Raw genomic sequence first — 18742 nt, forward strand, 5'->3', positions numbered from 1 at the left:
TTGATCTCCTGCGGATAACGCCCCGGTCGCTTGTGTTACAGGCCAACCGGGTGATCGTGACCAGGTAAAGAACTGTCGTTGATTGTGGTTCGCCGCCGTGTGAATTTCTGGTGCGTGGGTACCGTGGGCGACCTGTCTCGCCGACACGGGTGGTAATAACCGCAGGTCAGGAAGCTTTCGGTAAACCAAACGTCTCATTGGGAGTAAATTTTTCGGCAGAAGAGTGATGATGTCTGCCACCCCTCTGCTCATTGTCAGGGGGGCTCTTCGGTGCGTTTTGTCGGCCGTTTGGCGCGATGCTCCGTTTGGCGGTACGAGCTTGGTGGCGGATAGGTAACGTGTGGCGAATCCGGTGGTCGTGGGGGGCCGCTGACTGCCGGATCGACCAACTTGTCGCACGAACAACGGTGATTACCGCGGTCGTACGACGGGCCGGAACCGAATCGGCGACCACGTGGGGGCGGCCGATATCGGAACCCTTTCCCGACGTCGCCGCGCGGTTGCCGTGCCCGAAAGGATCATTGGTGTCTTCTTGTGTTCGCTGCTCCGGTCCGGCTCGGCGCGCGAGGTGCCGGACCGATTTGTTGAACGAGTGGCAAGAAGCGCCGGCGCTTCCGGATCGAGGCTTCGGCGAACCTGGGGATCACCCAATCCGCACCCGGTCCCGGGTGCCCTCTCCCAGCGCCCGGACGGCCCTGCGCTGACGTCACCGTGCTCGAAAGGTTTCCGAAAATGCCGCGATACGACGTCACCGTTTCCGCCGCCGACGCGGTGGCCGACGACGACAGATCGACGCCCGCGCCTACCCTCGCCGAGCTGGTCCAGGCACAGGTCGCCCGCACCCCCCTCGAACCGGCGCTGACGGGTGCGGACGGCACGCTGACCTACGCGGAGCTGAATGCCCGGGCGAACCGGCTGGCGCGGCTGATGATCCGGCACGGCGCGGGGCCCGAACGCGTCGTCGCGCTCGCGCTGCCGAGGTCGGCAGGCCTCGTCGTCGCGCAGCTCGCGGCGGCCAAGGCCGGCGCGGCCTTCCTGCCGATCGACCCGGACCACCCGGCCGAGCGGATCGCCTTCATGCTCGCCGACGCGCGGCCCGTGCTCGTCCTGACCCGGTCGTCGAACGGGCCGGCGGGGCTGGGCTCGACGGCCACCGTCGCCCTCGACGAGCCGGGGTTGCTCGACGGCCTGCCCGGCCACGACCTCACCGACGCGGACCGGACGCGCCCGCTGCGCGTCGCGCACCCGGCGTACCTCATCTACACCTCCGGCTCGACCGGCGTCCCCAAGGGCGTGCTCGTCACCCACCGCGGGCTGGCCGGGTTCTTCGCCGCGATGCGGGACCGGTACGACGTGCGGCCCGGCGACCGGGTGCTGGAGTTCTCCTCGCCCAGCTTCGACGCCTCGATCCTGGAGCTGGGCATGGCGCTGCCGTCCGGCGCGGCGCTCGTCGTGCCCCCGGCCGGGCCGCTGCTGGGTGACCGGCTCGCCGAGGTCCTGGCCGCCCACCGGGTCACCCACGCTCTGATCCCGCCGGTCGCGCTGGCCACGCTGTCGCCGGCGCACGCCGCGGCCCTGCCCGGGTTCCGCACCGTGATCGTCGGGGGTGACGCCTGCCCGCCCGAACTGGTCCGGACCTGGGCGCCCGGCCGCCGGATGATCAACTCCTACGGTCCCACCGAGGCCACCGTCGTGGCGACCTGGAGCGACCCGCTCGTCCCCGGGGGGACACCGCCGCCGATCGGCCGGTCCCTGCCGGAGACCACCACGTACGTGCTCGACGAAGCGCTGCGCCCGGCCACCACCGGGGAGCTGTACCTCGCCGGCCCGGGACTGGCCCGGGGCTACCTCGACCGGCCGGGGCTCACCGCGAGCCGGTTCGTGGCCGACCCGTCCGGCGAGCCGGGCACCCGGATGTACCGGACCGGTGACGTGGTCCGCCGGACCGCGTCGGGCGAGCTCGAATTCGTCGGGCGGACGGACCACCAGGTCAAGATCCGGGGCTTCCGGATCGAGCCGGGCGAGATCGAAGCGCTGCTGCTGAGCCGGCCGGACGTCCGGGAGGCGGTGGTCGTCGCCCGGGAGGACCAGCCGGGCGTCAAGCGCCTGGTCGCCTACGTCGTCGGGGACGCCGATCCGGCGGCCCTGCGCGCCGCCGTGGCCGACCGGCTCCCGCCGTACCTGGTCCCGGCCGCGTTCGTCCCGCTCGCGAAGATGCCCCTGACCCGGCACGGCAAGCTCGACCGCGACGCGCTGCCCGAGCCCGACTGGCAGGCCCAGGTCCGCGCGACCCACACCGCGCCCCGGACCCCGGCCGAGCGGATCCTCGCCGAGATCTGGGCCGACCTGCTCGGCGTGCCCGAGATCGGCGTCGAGGCGGACTTCTTCGAGCTCGGCGGGGACTCGATCCTCGGCGCGAAAGCGCTTGCGCGGATCCGCGCCCGCTTCGGGGCGGAGCTGTCCCCACGGGTGGTCTTCGACGCCCGGACCATCGCGAAGCTCGCCGCGCTGCTGCCCGAAGGCAGTGTTGCCCTCGGCGTGACCGGCGGCCGGATCGAGCGCGTCGCCCACGAGGCGGCGGTGCCGGTGTCGCCGGTCCAGCGCCGGCTGTGGATGCTCGACGAGCAGGCCCCGGGCAGCACCGAGTACAACACCGGCGTCGGGCTCACCCTGTCCGGCCGGCTGGACCGCGAAGCACTACGGACCGCGCTGGACGGCCTGGCCGCGCGGCACGAGGCACTCCGGACGACGTTCCGCACCGTCGACGGGCAGGGCGTCCAGGTGGTCGCCGAAACCGGGACGATCCCGCTGACCGACGTTGACGCCGGCGACGACGGTGCCGACTTGGACGCGCTGCTCGCCGCCGAACTGGACCGCCCGTTCGACCTGAGCGCCGGGCCGCTCACCCGGGCCACGCTGATCCGCCTCGGCCCCGACGAGCACGTCCTTCTGGTGTGCCAGCACCACATCGTCACCGACGGCTGGTCGGTCGGCCTGCTCGTCGACGAACTGGCCGCGCTCTACGCGGGGGAAGAGCTCGCCCCGCTGCCGATCGGGTACCGCGACTACTCCCGGTGGCACCACGACCGGCTGGCCGGTCCGCTGCGCGAGCGGCAGCTGGCGTACTGGCGGGAACGGCTGGCCGGGCTGGAGCCCCTGGAGCTGCCCACCGACCGGCCTCGTCCGCCCGTCCGCGGCACCCACGGCGCGATCCGCCGCTACGCGCTGCCCGACGCGCTCGCCCGCGACCTCGCCGCCCTCGGCCAGGACACCGGCACCACCCTGTTCACGACGCTGACGGCGGTGGTCCAGCTGCTGCTGGCCCGCTACACCGGGCAGGACGACATCGCCGTCGGCACCGCGGTGTCCGGTCGCGACCACGACCAGCTCGAACGCCTCGCCGGGTTCTTCGTCAACACCCTGGTGCTGCGTTCCACCGTCGATCCGGCCCGGCCGTTCGACGACTTCCTCGGCCACGTCAAGGAAACGACTCTCGCGGCGTTCGCCGCCGGCGAGGTCCCCTTCGACCAGGTCGTCGACGACCTGCGGCCGGCCCGTGATCCGGGCCGGACACCGCTGGTGCAGGTCCTGGTGGTGCTCCAGCAGGACCTCGTCCGGCCCCGGGAGGCGGGCCGCCTGCGGCTGGGCGAGCACGACCTGCCCCGCCCCCGGGCCCGGTTCGACCTCGTGCTGGAGTTCCGGCCGCACGGCCGCGGGTTCGCGATCGAGTACGACACCGCCCTCTTCGACGCCGCGACGATCGACCGCTTCGCCGGGCACCTGCGGGTGCTCGCCGAGGCCGTGGTCGCCGATCCGCGCCGGCCGGTGGCCGAACTGCCGATCATGGACGACGCCGAGCTGGCCCGGCTCCAGGACTTTTCGCGGGGCCCGGCGGTCCCGGTCCCCGCGGCCACCCTGCCCCGCCTGTTCGAGGCACAGGCGGCCCGCACGCCGGACGCGGTCGCCGTCGTCTGCGGGGACCGCCGGCTGACCTACCGGGAGCTCGACGCCGAGGCCAACCGGCTGGCGCGGGTTCTGCGCGACCGGGGCGCCGCGCCCGAGCGGTTCGTCGCCGTCTCGCTGCCGCGCACGGAACGGATCCTGGTGGCGCTGCTCGGGGTGCTCAAGTCCGGCGCGGCGTACCTGCCGGTCGACCCGGCCTACCCGGCCGACCGGGTCGCCCTGATGATCGACGACGCCGAGCCGGTCCTGCTGCTGACCCCGGACGGGCGGAGCCCCGGCACCATCCCCGCGCTGGCGTTCGACGACCCCGGGCTGCTCGCCGGCCGGTCCGCGGCGCCGCTCGACGGCGGGCCCGACCCCGCCAACCCGGCCTACGTGATCCACACGTCCGGCTCCACCGGCCGGCCCAAGGGCGTCGTGATCGCCCACCGCAGCGCGGCGAACCTGATGGCGTGGGCGGGCACCGATTTCGGGGCCGTCTTCCGCCCCGGCACGACGGTGGTCGCCTCGACGTCGCTCAACTTCGACGTCTCGGTGTTCGAGGTGTTCGCGCCGCTGATGACGGGAGCCACCGTCGAGGTCGTCCGGGACGTGCTGGCCCTCGGCGAGCGGCCTGCTCACCAGGCCGACCGGGCGGTCGGCCTGGTGAGCGGCGTGCCTTCGGCGTTCGCCCAGCTGCTGGCGCAGGGAGCCGTCTCGGTGCGGCCGTCGACCGTGGTGCTGGCCGGCGAGGCACTGACCCTCGACGCGCTGCGCGACATCCGGAAAGCCTTGCCGGACAGCCGGATCGCGAACATCTACGGCCCGACCGAGTCCACTGTGTACGCCACCGCGTGGTACCACGACACCGACCGCACCCCGCCGATCGGCCGGCCGATCGCCGGGATCCACGCCCACGTGCTCGACGCCGGGATGCGGCGCGTGCCCGTCGGCGTGCCCGGCGAGCTCCACCTCGGTGGCGCGGGCGTGGCCCGGGGCTACCTCGGCCGGCCGGGCCTGACTGCCGGCCGGTTCGTCGCCGATCCCTTCGGCGACCCGGGCGCCCGGATGTACCGGACCGGCGACGTCGTGCGCTGGACCGAGCGGGGCGAACTGGAGTACCTGGGCCGCGCCGACGACCAGGTCAAGATCCGCGGTTTCCGGATCGAGCCCGGCGAGATCGAGGTCGCCCTGCGGCGGCACCCCGGCGTGGCCGAGGCGGTGGTGGTCGCGCGCAAGGACGCCGGGCACCAGCGGCTGGTCGCCTACGTGGTGCCCGGTGGCTCGGTCACGCCCGCGCAGCTGCGGGAATTCCTCGGCGGTTCGCTGCCGGCGCACCTGGTGCCGTCGGCGTTCGTGTCGCTCGACCGGCTGCCGCTCAACCCCAGCGGCAAGCTCGACCGGCGCGCCCTGCCCGCCCCGGACTGGGCCGCCACCGCCACCCGCGTGGCGCCACGGACCCCCGTCGAACGGCTGCTCGCCGACATCTGGGCCGAGGCGCTCGGGCTGCCCGAGGTCGGCGTCGAGGACAACTTCTTCGAGCTGGGCGGCGACTCGATCCTGAGCATCCGGCTCGTGTCCGAGGCCGCGAAGGCCGGCCTGCGGATCACCACCCGGGACGTCTTCCGGCACCAGACGATCGCCGCGCTGGCCGCGGCGGCCGGAACCACCGCCACCGTGGTCACCGAGCGCGCGCCGGCGACCGGAACGGTCGTGCCGACCCCGATCCAGCGCTGGTTCCTCGACGCCGGGCCGGCCGACCCGGACCACTTCACCCAGGAGCTGAGCATCCGGCTCACCGACGACGTCGACGAGGCGCGGCTGCGAGCCGCGTTGAACACCGTCGCCGGCCACCACGACGCCCTGCGGCTCCGGTTCCGCCGCACCGAAGCCGGCTGGACGCAGGACCACGCCGAACCGGGGGAGACCGACGTCTTCGGCGCGGCGATCGACCTCGAACACGGCCCGCTGATGCGCGCGGAACTGACCGGCACGACGTTGCGCCTGGCCGTGCACCACCTCGTGGTGGACGGGGTTTCCTGGCGGATCCTGCTGGAAGACCTCGACCGCGCGTACCGGGGCGAGGACCTGGGCCCCCGGACGACGTCGTTCCAGGACTGGGCGTCCCGGCTCGCCGCGCACTCCTTCGACGAGGACCTCGGCCACTGGCGCGCCGTCGACGGCGCCCAGATCCCGCTGGACACCGACGGCGTCAACACCGTGGCGAGCACCCGGACCGTGACGACCAAGCTGGACGCCGAGCTGACCCGGGCGCTGCTGCAGGAGGTCCCCGGCGTCTACCGCACGCAGGTCAACGACGTGCTGCTGGCCGCGCTCGGCGGCGCCCTGCGCCGGTGGACCGGCGCCGACCGGGTCCTGCTCGACCTCGAAGGGCACGGCCGCGAAGACCTGTTCGACGACGTCGACCTGTCCCGCACGGTCGGCTGGTTCACGTCCTTGTTCCCCGTCGCCCTCGACGTGCCCGGCACCGGGTGGGGCACCCGGCTCAAGTCCGTCAAGGAGCAGCTGCGCGCCGTCCCGGCCCGCGGGCTGTCCTACGGCGTGCTGCACCACCTCGCCGGGACCGCACCCGCGGTGACGCCCCGGATCAGCTTCAACTACCTCGGCCGCTTCGACGTGACCGGCGAGCTCTACCAGGGCCTCGAGCGCGACCTCGAACTGTCGCAAAGCCCCGACGCGATCCGGGGCCACGCCGTCGACGTGGTCGGCCGGGTCACCGGCGGCTGCCTGGAAATCACCTGGTTCTACTCCGGCCGGCTGCACCGCGAAGCCACCATCGCCGCGGTCGCCGGCGACCTCGTCCGCGGGCTGAAGGAGATCGCCGCGCACTGCGCCGAGCCGGCCGCCGGCGGCCGCACGCCGTCGGACTTCCCGCTGGCGCGCCTCGACCAGGCAGGCGTGGACCTGGTCGCCGGCGACGGCCGCGACGTCGAGGACGTCTACCCGCTCACCCCGGCCCAGGCCGGCATGCTGTTCCACGGGCTCACCGGCGGCCGCGACGCCTACCTCCAGCAGGTGACGTTCGTGATGACCGGCGTGCCCGACCCGGCCGCCCTCGCCCGGGCGTGGCAGCACGTGGTGGACCGGACCCCGGTGCTGCGCGGCCGGGTCGTCTGGGACGGCCTCGACGCTCCCGTGCAGGTCGTTCACCGGCGGGCGGTCCTGCCGGTGGAGCACCGCGACTGGTCCGGCGGCACCGAGGACCACGCCGACCTGGACGCCGTGCTGGCGGCCGACCGCGCCGCCGGGCTCGACCTGGGCGCGCTGCCGCTGATGCGCCTGTTGATCGCTCGCCTCTCGGCGACCGAGGTCCGGGTGGTCTGGACGTTCCACCACCTCCTGCTGGACGGCTGGAGCCTCTTCCAGGTGCTCTCCGACGTCTCGGCGGCGCACGCCGGACGGCCGCTGCCCACCCGGCGCCCGTTCCGCGACCACGTCCGCTGGCTGTCCGAACAGGACCAGCCCGCCGCCGAACGGTACTGGCGCGAACAGCTTTCCGGCCGGCCGGACCACGTCCGGCTGTCGCCCGACCACTCCCCGGACGCGCACGTCGTCGCTTCGACGGCGTCCCTGCGGACCGACGTCCCCGCCGGCCCGCTGCGCGCCGCCGCGCAACGCCACGGGCTGACCCTGAACACCCTCGTCCAGGGCGCCTGGGCGGTGCTGCTGGCCCGCCACGGCGGCCGGCCCGAGGTCTGCTTCGGCAGCACGGTCGCCGGGCGGCCCGCCGAACTGCCCGGGGCCGACGAGATCACCGGCATGTTCATCACCACGTTGCCGGTGGTCACCGACGTCGACGACCGCGTGCGCGTGCTCGACTGGCTGCGTGACCTGCAGGCCACGCAGGCGGAGGCGCGGCGGTTCGACCACGTTCCCCTGGCCCGCCTGCAGAGCATGGGCGGCCTGTTCGACACCCTCCTGGTCTTCGAGAACTACCCGGTCACCGCGGGACTCGGGCTCCGCGAACTGCGCGGCGTGGAAACCACCAACTACCCGCTCCACGTCGTCGCCTACCCCGGCGACGAGCGGCTGGACCTGGCCTTCGGCTACGACCCGGCACTGTTCGACGCCGAGACGGTCGCCGGGTTCGCCGGGCACCTCCGCACCCTGCTCACCGAGCTCGCGGCCGGGCTCGACCAGCCGGTTTCGCGCCTGCGGATGCTGACCGACGCGGAGCGGCACGACGTGCTGGTCGCGTGGAACGACACCGCGCAGGACCTGCCGGCCGGGACCGTGCCGGAACTGTTCGCCGAGCAGGTGCGGCGCGCTCCCGGCGCGGTCGCCGTCACCGGCGCGGAAACCCTGACGTACGCGGAACTCGACGCCCGCGCGAACCGGCTGGCGCACCGGCTGATCGCGCTCGGCGCCGGGCGGGACGAGCTGGTGGCGCTGCTGCTGCGCCGGTCGGCGGACGTCGTCGTCGCCGAGCTGGCGGTGCTCAAGGCCGGCGGCGCGTACCTGCCGCTGGACGCCCGGGCGCCGCGGGAGCGGCTGAGCGCGTTGCTCGATGGCGTGCGCGTGCTGGTGACCGACGAGGTGCGCCACGACCTCGCCCGGGACGTCCACAGTGGACCGGTAGTGCTGGTCGGCGAGCCCGTCGACGCCCCGGCCGAGGCGCCGGATGTCCTTGTGCGGCCCGGAAACCTGGCGTACGTGATGTACACGTCGGGCTCGACGGGGACGCCGAAGGGCGTGGCGGTGACCCACCGGGACATCATCGGCCTGGCGCTCGACCGGTGCTTCTCCGGCCCGGCGCACCGGTCGGTGCTGATGCACTCCCCGCAGGCGTTCGACGCGTCGACGTACGAGGTGTGGGTGCCGCTGCTCACCGGCGGCCGGGTCGTCGTCGCGCCGCCCGGGGACATCGACGCCGAGGTGCTGCGCCGGGTGGTCGCCGCGCACGAGGTGCGGGCGATGTTCCTGACGTCGGGACTGTTCCGGGTGCTGGCGCAGGAGGATCCCGCGTGCCTGCGGGGTGTCCGCGAGGTGTGGACCGGCGGCGAAGTGGTTCCCCCCGCCGCGGTGCGCCAGGTGCTGGCGGCGTGTCCCGGCCTGGCCGTGGCGGACGTCTACGGGCCGACCGAGACGACGACCTTCGCCAGCCACCTCCTCCTGCCGCCGGGCGAGCCGGTGCCGGACGTGCTGCCGATCGGCCGGCCGCAGGCCAACATGGCGGCCTACGTGCTCGACACCGGGCTGCGCCCGGTCGCGCCGGGCGCCGTCGGCGAGCTGTACCTCGCCGGCATCGGGCTGGCCCGCGGCTACCTGGGGCAACCGGCGCTGACGGCCGAACGGTTCCTGGCGAACCCTTACGGCACACCGGGTGCGCGGATGTACCGCACCGGCGACCTCGTCCGCTGGTCCCGCGCCGGGGTGCTGGAGTTCGTCGGCCGGGCCGACGACCAGGTCAAGATCCGCGGCTTCCGGATCGAGCTGGGGGAGATCGAGACCGCGCTGACCGCCCATCCCGACGTCGCCGAGGCCGTCGTCGTCGCCGCGGAGACGGCCGGGAGCAAGCGGCTGATCGCCTACGTCGTCACGACCGGGACGCCGGACCTGCGCGAGTTCCTGCTCCGCTCCCTGCCGGACTACCTCGTCCCCGCGGTCTACGTGCCGCTCGAAACCCTGCCCCTCAACAAGAACGGCAAGGTCGACCGGCGGGCGCTGCCCGCGCCGGACCGCGTGCCGGCGCCGGGGTACCGGGAGCCGGCCACGGCCGCCGAGCGGCTGCTCGCCGGCATCTGGGCGGAAGTCCTGCGCCTGGACCGGATCGGCGCCGACGACAACTTCTTCGAACTCGGCGGCGACTCGATCCTCAGCATCCAGGTGGTCTCCCGGGCCCGCCGGGCCGGGCTGGAGCTGATGCCGGGCCAGGTGTTCGACCACCCGACCGTCGCCGCGCTGGCCCTCGCCGCGACCGCCGCCCCGGCCGCGGCCGGCGCCGAAGCGGGACCGGTGACCGGCGAGGTGCCGCTGACGCCGGTCCAGCACTGGTACCTCGACCCGAAGCCGGTGCACCCCGAGCAGTTCGTCCAGTCCGTCTCGGTGGAGCTGCCCGCTCCGCCGGACCCGGCGGTGCTGCGCCGCGCGTTGCGGGAACTCCAGCTGCACCACGACGCGCTGCGGCTCCGGTTCACCGCCGACGGCCAGTACCACGCGCCCACCGCGGACGAGGACGTCCTCGGCGCCACCATCGACCTCGAACGGGGACCGCTGCTGCGGGCCGAGCTGTCCGGCACGACGCTGACGCTCGCCGCGCACCACCTGGTGGTCGACGGCGTGTCGTGGCGGATCCTCCTGGAAGACCTCGAAACCCTGCTCGCCGGCGGCGAACTCGCCGGCCGGACGACGTCCTTCCGCGACTGGGCCCGGACACTGGCCGGGCACGCCGCCGCGGGCGGCTTCGACGACGAACTCGCCCACTGGGCGGCCACCGCCGCCGACCCCACGCTGCCGGTCGACGCGACCGGCGAAAACACCTACGGCTCCGCCCGGTCGGTGGTCGTGCGGCTGCCCGCCGAACCGACCCGGGCGGTGCTCCACGACGTGCCGGGGGCGTACCGGACACAGGTCAACGACGTCCTGCTGACCGCGCTCGGCCGGGTCCTCGCGGACTGGACCGGCCGCGACCGCGTCCTGGTGGACCTCGAAGGGCACGGCCGGGAGGACCTGTTCCCCGGGATCGACCTCTCCCGCACCGTCGGCTGGTTCACCTCGATCTTCCCGGTCGCGCTCACCGTCCCCGGCGGCGACTGGGGCGAGGCACTGAAGCAGACCAAGGAACAGCTGCGCGCGGTTCCCCGCCGGGGGGTCGGCTACGGCGCCCTGCGCTACCTCACCGGCACCGCCCCGCACGTCGAACCCGGCATCAGCTTCAACTACCTCGGCCGGTTCGACCACGGCGGCGGGCTGGGCGGGGCGGCGCACCCGGAGCAGACCCGCGGGCACCTGCTCGACGTCGTCGGCGCGGTCGTCGGCGACCGGCTCGAACTGACCTGGCACTACTCGGAGCAGGTGCACACCGAAGCCACCGTGCGCCGCCTGGCCGACGCCCTGCTCGCCGCGCTGACCGGGATCGTCGAGCACTGCGCCCGCCCGGACGCCGGCGGCCGCACGCCGTCGGACTTCCCGCTGGCCCGCCTCGACCAGGCCGCGGTCGACCGGCTCGCCGGAACCGGCCGCACGGTCGAAGACGTCTACCCGCTGACCCCGATGCAGTCGGGCATGGTGTTCCACAGCCTCGTCGACGGCGCGGCCGGGACCTACCTCAACCAGGTGCGGCTGCGGCTGACCGGCATCACCGACCCCGATCGCCTGGCCCGCGCCTGGCACGAGGTCGTCGCGGCCACGCCGGTGCTGCGCAGCCGCGTCGTCTGGGACGGGCTCGACGAGCCGGTGCAGGTCGTCGAGCGGGCCGCCACGGTGCCGGTCGTCCAGCTCGACTGGACGGCGCTCGACGACGAGGAGCGCGCCCGCGAGCGCGAGCGGTTCCTCGAAGCGGACCGCGCGCAGGGGTTCGACCTGGCGGCCGCGCCCCTGATGCGGCTGGCGTTCGCCCGCCTGCCCGGCGGGGACGTGCTGATGATGTGGACGTTCCACCACGTGCTGCTCGACGGCTGGAGCGCCGCCCAGGTGTTCGGCGAGGTCTGCGACCGGTACGCCGGCGCCGCCGCCCCGGGCCACCGGCCGCCGTTCCGGGAGTACCTGCGCTGGCTCGGCGAGCAGGACACCGCGGCCGCCGAACGCCACTGGCGCGCCGAGCTGGCCGGCCTGCGGACGCCGACCCCGCTGCCCTACGACCGCCGCCCGCAGGAGGTGCACCGCGCCCGGTCGGCCGCGTCGATCCGGGTGTCGGCGCCGGCCGACGGGCTGCGGGAGCTGGCGCGCCGAGCCGGGCTGACCCTCAACACGATCGTCCAGGGCGCGTGGGGACTGGTGCTTTCGCGCCACAGCGGCGAATCCGACGTCGTCTTCGGCACCACCGTGTCGGGCAGGCCCGCCGACCTGCCGGGCGTGGAGTCGATGGTCGGCCTGTTCATCAACACCCTGCCCAGCCGGGTCACCGTCCACGATGGACAGACGGTTTCCGCGTGGCTGCGTGACCTGCAGGCGGCCCAGTCCCGCTCCCGCCGGTTCGACTTCGTGTCACTGGCCCAGCTGCAGGGCTGGTCGGGCACCACGCTGTTCGAGAGCATCCTCGTCTTCGAGAACTACCCCTTCGACTCCGAGGCCATCGCCGCGCACGGCATCGGCCTGCACGAGGAAGGCGACCTGCAGCCGACCAACTACCCGCTCAGCGTGGTGGTCACGCCGGGCGAGCGGCTGTCGGTGTCGTTCGACCACGACCCCGACCTGTTCGACGCGGCCACGATCGAGCGGCTGGCCGGGCACCTGGTCCTCGTCCTCGACCGGATCGCCGCCGCGCCCGGCCGCCCGGTCGGCGAGCTCGACCTGCTGACCGAGGACGACCGCGAAAGCGTGCTGCGGACGTTCAACGACACGGCGCACCCGGTGCCCGCGGCCACCGTGGTGAGCCGGTTCGCCGATCAGGTCGCCCGGACCCCGGACGCCCTGGCGCTCGGGCAGCTGTCCTACGCCGAGCTCGACGCCCGCGCCGACCGGCTCGCGCACCGGCTGACCGGGCTCGGTGTCGGGGTGGAGGACCGGGTCGGGCTGCTCCTCGAACGCTCCGCGGAGCTGGTCGTCGCCGAACTGGCGGTGCTCAAGGCCGGCGCCGCCTACGTGCCGGTCGACCTGCGGGCCCCGGCCGGGCGGATGCGGCTGGTGCTGGCCGAAGCGGGCGTCTCCGTCGTGCTCACCGACGAGTCCCACCGCGGCGTCCACAGTGGACCGACTGTGCTGGTGGACGAGCTGTCCGGCGCCTCCGAAGGGCCGGTCGGTGCGCCGGATGTGGTGGTGCGGCCGGAAAACCTGGCGTACGTGATGTACACGTCGGGTTCGACGGGGACGCCGAAGGGCGTGGCGGTGACCCACGGCGACATCGTCGGCCTGGCCTCGGACCGGTCCTTCGCGAACGGCGCGCACAGGAGCGTGCTGCTGCACTCGCCGCAGGCGTTCGACGCGTCGACGTACGAGGTGTGGGTGCCGTTGCTCAACGGCGGCCGGGTGGTCGTCGCGCCGCCGGGCGACGTCGACGCCGATGTCCTGCGCGGACTCGTCGCCGGGCACGAGGTGAGTGCGCTGTGGCTGACCGCCGGGCTGTTCCGCCTGCTGGCGCAGGAGGATCCCGCGTGCCTGCGCGGTGTCCGGGAGGTGTGGACCGGCGGCGACGTCGTGCCCGCGGCCTCCGTACGCCAGGTTCGGGACGCGTGCCCGGGCCTGACCGTCGTCGACGGCTACGGCCCCACCGAAACCACGACCTTCGCCAGCCGCTGCGTGCTGCCGCCGGACGAGCCGGTGCCCGACGTGGTGCCGATCGGCCGGCCCCTGGACAACATGGCGGCCTACGTCCTCGACGCCGGGCTGCGGCCGGTGCCGCCGGGGGTGGCGGGGGAGCTGTTCATCGCCGGGAGCGGCGTGGCCCGCGGGTACCTCGGCCGCGCCGGGCTCACCGCGGAACGGTTCGTGGCGAACCCGTTCGGCGCGCCGGGCGCGCGGATGTACCGCACCGGTGACGTGGTCCGCTGGTCCCGCGCCGGGGTGCTGGAGTTCGTCGGCCGGGCCGACGACCAGGTCAAGATCCGCGGGTTCCGGATCGAGCCGGCCGAGATCGAGACCGCGCTGGCCGCGCACGCGTGCGTCGCCGAAGCCGTCGTCGTCACCCGCGACCGGCGGCTCGTCGCCTACGTGGTCACCACGGCGGCCACCGCCGAACTGCGCGCGTGGCTGCAGCGGGACCTGCCCGACTACATGGTGCCTTCGGCCTTCGTCACGCTCGACGCGCTTCCCTTGAGCCGCAACGGGAAAGTCGACCGGCAGGCGCTGCCGGCCCCGGCCGCGGCGCCGGTGAACGGGTACCTGCCGCCCCGCACGGAGATCGAACGGGTGCTCGCCGAGGTGTGGGCCGACGTGCTGGGCGTGCCCGGGGTCGGCGTCGAGGACAACTTCTTCGAACTCGGCGGTGACTCGATCCTGAGCATCCAGGTCGTCTCGAGGGCCCGGCGGCACGGTCTCGCACTCACCCCGCGGGACCTGTTCGCCCACCAGACCGTCGCGGCGCTGGCCGTCGCCGCGGGGTCGGCCGCGGCGACCGTGGCCGACCAGGGCCCGGTCAGCGGCGCGGTCGCGCTGACCCCGATCCAGCGCTGGTTCTTCGCCGGTGACTTCGGCGACCCCGCGGCGTTCACCCAGTCCGTCCGGATCGAGCGGCCCGAGCCGTTCGACGTCGAGACCCTGCGCGCGGCGCTGGCCACGCTGGCCGAGCACCACGACGCGCTGCGGATGCGGTTCACCGGCGACGGCCAGTACAACGCCCCGGCCGGGCCGGCCGAATTTCTGGACGGGGTCATCGACGTGGCCGACGGCCCGCTGCTCACCGCCGAACTCCTCGAACCGGCCGTCCTGCGGCTGACGGTCGACCACCTGGTCGTCGACGGCGTCTCGTGGCGGATCCTGCTGGAGGACCTGGAAACGGCGTACGAGCGGCGCCCGCTCCCGCCGAAGACGACGTCGTTCCGCGACTGGGCCAACCGGCTCGCCGGTCACGCCGAAGCGGGCGGCTTCGACGACGAACTGCCGTACTGGCGCACGGCTCTCGCCGTCGACCCCGCGCTGCCGGTCGACGGCGAGGCGGCGGCCGGCGCCACCGGCACGGTCACCGCGCGTCTCGACGCCGGACTGACCCGGGCCCTGCTGCAGGACGTCCCGGGCGTCTACCGGACGCAGGTCAACGACGTGCTGCTGGCCGCGCTGGGCCGGGTCCTGGCCGGCTGGACCGGGCGCGACGGCGTGGTGATCGACCTGGAGGGGCACGGCCGCGAAGACCTGTTCGACGACGTCGACCTGTCCCGCACGGTCGGCTGGTTCACCTCGATGTACCCGGTCGCGCTGCGGGTCGGCGGCGACTGGGGAACCCTGCTCAAGTCGGTGAAGGAACAACTGCGCGCGGTGCCCCGCCGCGGCGTGGGCTTCGGGGCGCTGCGGTACCTGACCGGCACCGCGCCCGCTGTCGACGCCGAGATCGGCTTCAACTACCTGGGCCGCTTCGACGGCGCGGCCGGCAGCCTCGACTCCGCGGCCGGCGCCGGCGCGGGCCGGGCGCACCTGCTCGACGTCGTCGGCCGCGTGGACGCCGACTCCCTGGAGCTGACCTGGTACTACTCGCCCGGGGTGCACACCGCCGAAACGGTGGAGCGGCTGGCCGCCGAGCTGGTGGCCGCGCTGGGCGAGGTCGTCGCGCACTGCGCCGCGCCCGGTGCGGGCGGCCGGACGCCGTCGGACTTCCCCCTCGCCGGGCTGGACCAGCGGCAGGTCGACCGGATCGCCGGCGACGGCCGGGACGTGGCGGACATCCACCCGCTGACCCCGATGCAGGCCGGCATGGTCTTCCACGGGCTTTCGCAGCAGGCGCAGGGTGTCTACTTCGAACAGGTCACCGCCGTCCTCGACGAGGTCGCCGATCCGCGCGCACTCGCCGAAGCGTGGCAGCACGTGGTCGACCGGACCCCGGTCCTGCGCGGCAGTGTCGTCTGGGAGGACGTCCCCGAGCCGCTCCTCGTGGTGCACCGCGACGTGCGCGTGCCGGTCACCGAACTCGACTGGCGGGGGCTCGACACCGCCGAGGCGCTGCGCGACCTGCTGGCCCGCGACCGCGCCCGGCCGTTCGACCTGGCGACGGCGCCGCTGCTGCGAGTCACTTTGGCCCGGCTGCCGGACGACGCCGTCCAGCTGGTCTGGACCTTCCACCACGTCCTGCTGGACGGCTGGAGCGTCTTCCAGGTGCTGTCCGACGTCTGCGCCGCGTACGCCGCCCTGCGCGACGGCGCCGCGCCGGTCCTGCCGAACCGCCGTCCGTTCGCCGACTACGTGACCTGGCTGGCCGCGCAGGACTCCGACGGCGCCGAACAGTACTGGCGCGGCGAACTCGGCGACGTCACCGAGCCGACGCCGCTGCCCTACGACCGGGCCCCGGCCGCGGCCCACGAGGCGAGCTCGTCGGTGTGGGCCGGCCGCGAGCTCGACGAGGACCGGACCGCCCGCCTCGCGGCGTTCGCCCGGCGCGAGCGGCTCACCGTCAACGCCGTCGTTCAGGGCGCGTGGGCGCTGCTGCTGTCGCGCCACAGCGGCGCGGACGACGTCGTCTTCGGCGCCACCGTGTCCGGCCGCCCGGCCGGGCTGGCCGGGGTCGACGACATCACCGGCATCTTCATCAACACCCTCCCCGTGCGGGTCGCGGTGAATCCGACAGTCCCGGCGGCTGATTGGCTGCGCGACCTGCAGGCCGCCCAGGCGGAATCGCGCCGGTTCGAGCACGTCCCGCTGACCGCGGTGCAGTCCTGGAGCGGTGTCGAAGGCGGGCAGAACCTGTTCGACAGCATCGTGGTGTTCGAGAACTACCCGGTCACCGCCGGCGATGTCGCCGGGCACGGCGTGCGCCTGCGGGACCTCGAGGCGAAGGAGACGACGAACTACCCGCTCAGCGTCGTCGCCGCGCCGGGCCCGCGCCTGTCGCTCGGGATCGGCTACGACCCGGCGCTGTTCGACGCGGCGACGATCGAGCGGCTGGCCGGGCGGCTCGAGCACGTGCTCGACGCCCTGGCCGACGACCCCGCGCGGCCGCTGGGGGCGCTCGACGTCCTGACCGGGCCCGAACGCGACCAGATCCTGGTGGCGTTCAACGAAACCCGGCACGAGGTCCCCCCGGTGACCCTGACCGGCCTCGTCGAGGACCAGGTGGCCCGGACCCCGGACGCCGTCGCGGTGCTCGCCGGCGGCGAGCGGCTGACCTTCGCCGAGCTGGACACCCGGGCGAACCGGCTGGCCCGGGCGCTCGCCGCGCGCGGCGCCGGGCCGGAGCGGATCGTCGCGCTCGCCCTGCCGCGCTCGGTGGAGATCGTCGTCGCGCAGCTGGCCGTGCTCAAGACCGGCGCCGCGTACCTGCCGATCGATCCGGACTACCCGGCCGAGCGGATCGCGTTCATGCTCGCCGACGCCGACCCGGTCGTCGTGGTGACCCAGCCGGGAACGCCGCTGCCCCAGAGCAGGCCCGGCCCCGAGCGCCCCAATGCGGCTTTGGGTGCGTTGGACGCACCGAACGCCACATTCGGTGCGTTGGATGCACCGAACGCCACATTGGGGCGCTTGGATGCACCGAACGCCACATTGGGTGCGCTAGACGCACCGAACGCCACATTGGGGCGCTTGGACGCACCGAACGCCACATTGGGGCGCTTGGGCGGGTACAGCGTGCTCACGCTCGACGACGTCGACGAGCACCTGTCCGCCGAGCCGCTCGGCCGGGCCGTGCCGCTCACCGCGCCGGCGTACGTGATCTACACGTCCGGGTCCACCGGTACCCCGAAGGGCGTCGTGGTCACCCACGCCGGCCTGGCGAGCTTCTCCGGCGCCGAGATCGACCACTTCGACGTCCGGCCCGGGGACCGGGTGCTCCAGTTCTCCTCGCCCAGTTTCGACGCCTCGGTGCTGGAACTGTGCATGGCCCTGCCGGCGGGCGCCGCGCTGGTCGTGCCGCCGCCGGGCCCGCTGCTCGGCGACCAGCTCGCCGAGGTCCTGCGCGACCGGGGCGTCACCCACGCGCTGATCCCGCCGGTGGCGATGGCGAGCGTGCCGGATGTGGCGCTGCCCGCGTTGCGGACCCTGGTGGCCGGCGGCGAGGCCTGCCCGGCCGATCTGGTGGCCCGCTGGGCGCCGGGGCGGCGGATGATCAACGCCTACGGCCCCACCGAGGTCACCGTGGTGGCGACCTGGAGCGACCCGCTGGAGCCGGGGGCCACCCCGCCGATCGGCCGGCCGATCCGCAACGCCCGCGCCCACGTCCTCGACGCCGCGCTGCGCCCGGTGCCGATCGGGGTCGCGGGGGAGCTGTACGTCTCCGGGCCCGGCCTGGCCCGCGGCTACCTGAACCGGCCGGGGCTCACCGCCTCGCGGTTCCTCGCCGACCCCTTCGGCGCGCCGGGAACCCGGATGTACCGCACCGGCGACCTGGTGCGATGGCGGGCCGACGGCGTCCTCGAGTTCCTCGGCCGCGCCGACGACCAGGTCAAGATCCGCGGCTTCCGCGTCGAGCCCGGCGAGATCGAAGCGGTCCTGCGGGCGCACCCGGCCGTCCGCGACGCCGCCGTCCTCGCGATCGACCAGCGGCTGGTCGCCTACGTGGTGGCCGGCCCCGCGGACATGGCCGGGGTGCGGGAGCACGTCGCCGCCACCCTGCCGGGACACCTGGTGCCGTCGGCGTTCGTGCCGCTCGACGCCCTTCCGTTGACCGCCAACGGAAAGCTGGACCGCCGGGCGCTGCCCGCGCCCGCCGCGCCGGAAGCCGGCGCGGAGTACGCGGCGCCGGAGACCGAGACCGAAGAGGTCCTCGCCGCGATCTGGGCCGAAGCGCTCGGGATCGACCGGGTCGGGGTCGAGGACAACTTCTTCGCCCTCGGCGGCGACTCGGTCCGCAGCCTGCGGATCACGTCGATGACCAAGTCCGCCTTCGACGTCGAGCTCACCCCCAAGGACGTGCTGACCGCCGGCACCGTGCTGGCGCTGGCCGAGCTCGTCGAGGAACGCGTCCTGCGCGACCTCGAACGGCTCGCCGCCGGACACGACGGCTGAGCCCCCACGAAATCCCACCCACGAAAGGAAAAACCCG

General features: G+C 74.2%; 1 protein-coding gene. It reads left to right on the plus strand.

Annotation, left to right across the window (positions count from 1 at the left end; all coding sequences use genetic code 11):
• The first annotated feature begins 732 nt into the window (after positions 1-732).
• Positions 733-18705, plus strand: coding sequence for a non-ribosomal peptide synthase/polyketide synthase (locus tag AB0M82_RS19795; protein WP_364723558.1), 17973 nt, complete (start codon positions 733-735; stop codon positions 18703-18705).
• The last annotated feature ends 37 nt before the right edge of the window (positions 18706-18742 follow it).

The sequence above is a fragment of the Amycolatopsis sp. NPDC051128 genome (assembly GCF_040682715.1).
GTDB lineage: Bacteria > Actinomycetota > Actinomycetes > Mycobacteriales > Pseudonocardiaceae > Amycolatopsis.

Excerpts from the sequence above, each read along its gene's own strand:
- AB0M82_RS19795 (WP_364723558.1), top strand. The coding sequence starts at position 733 with ATGCCGCGATACGACGTCACCGTTTCCGCCGCCGACGCGGTGGCCGAC.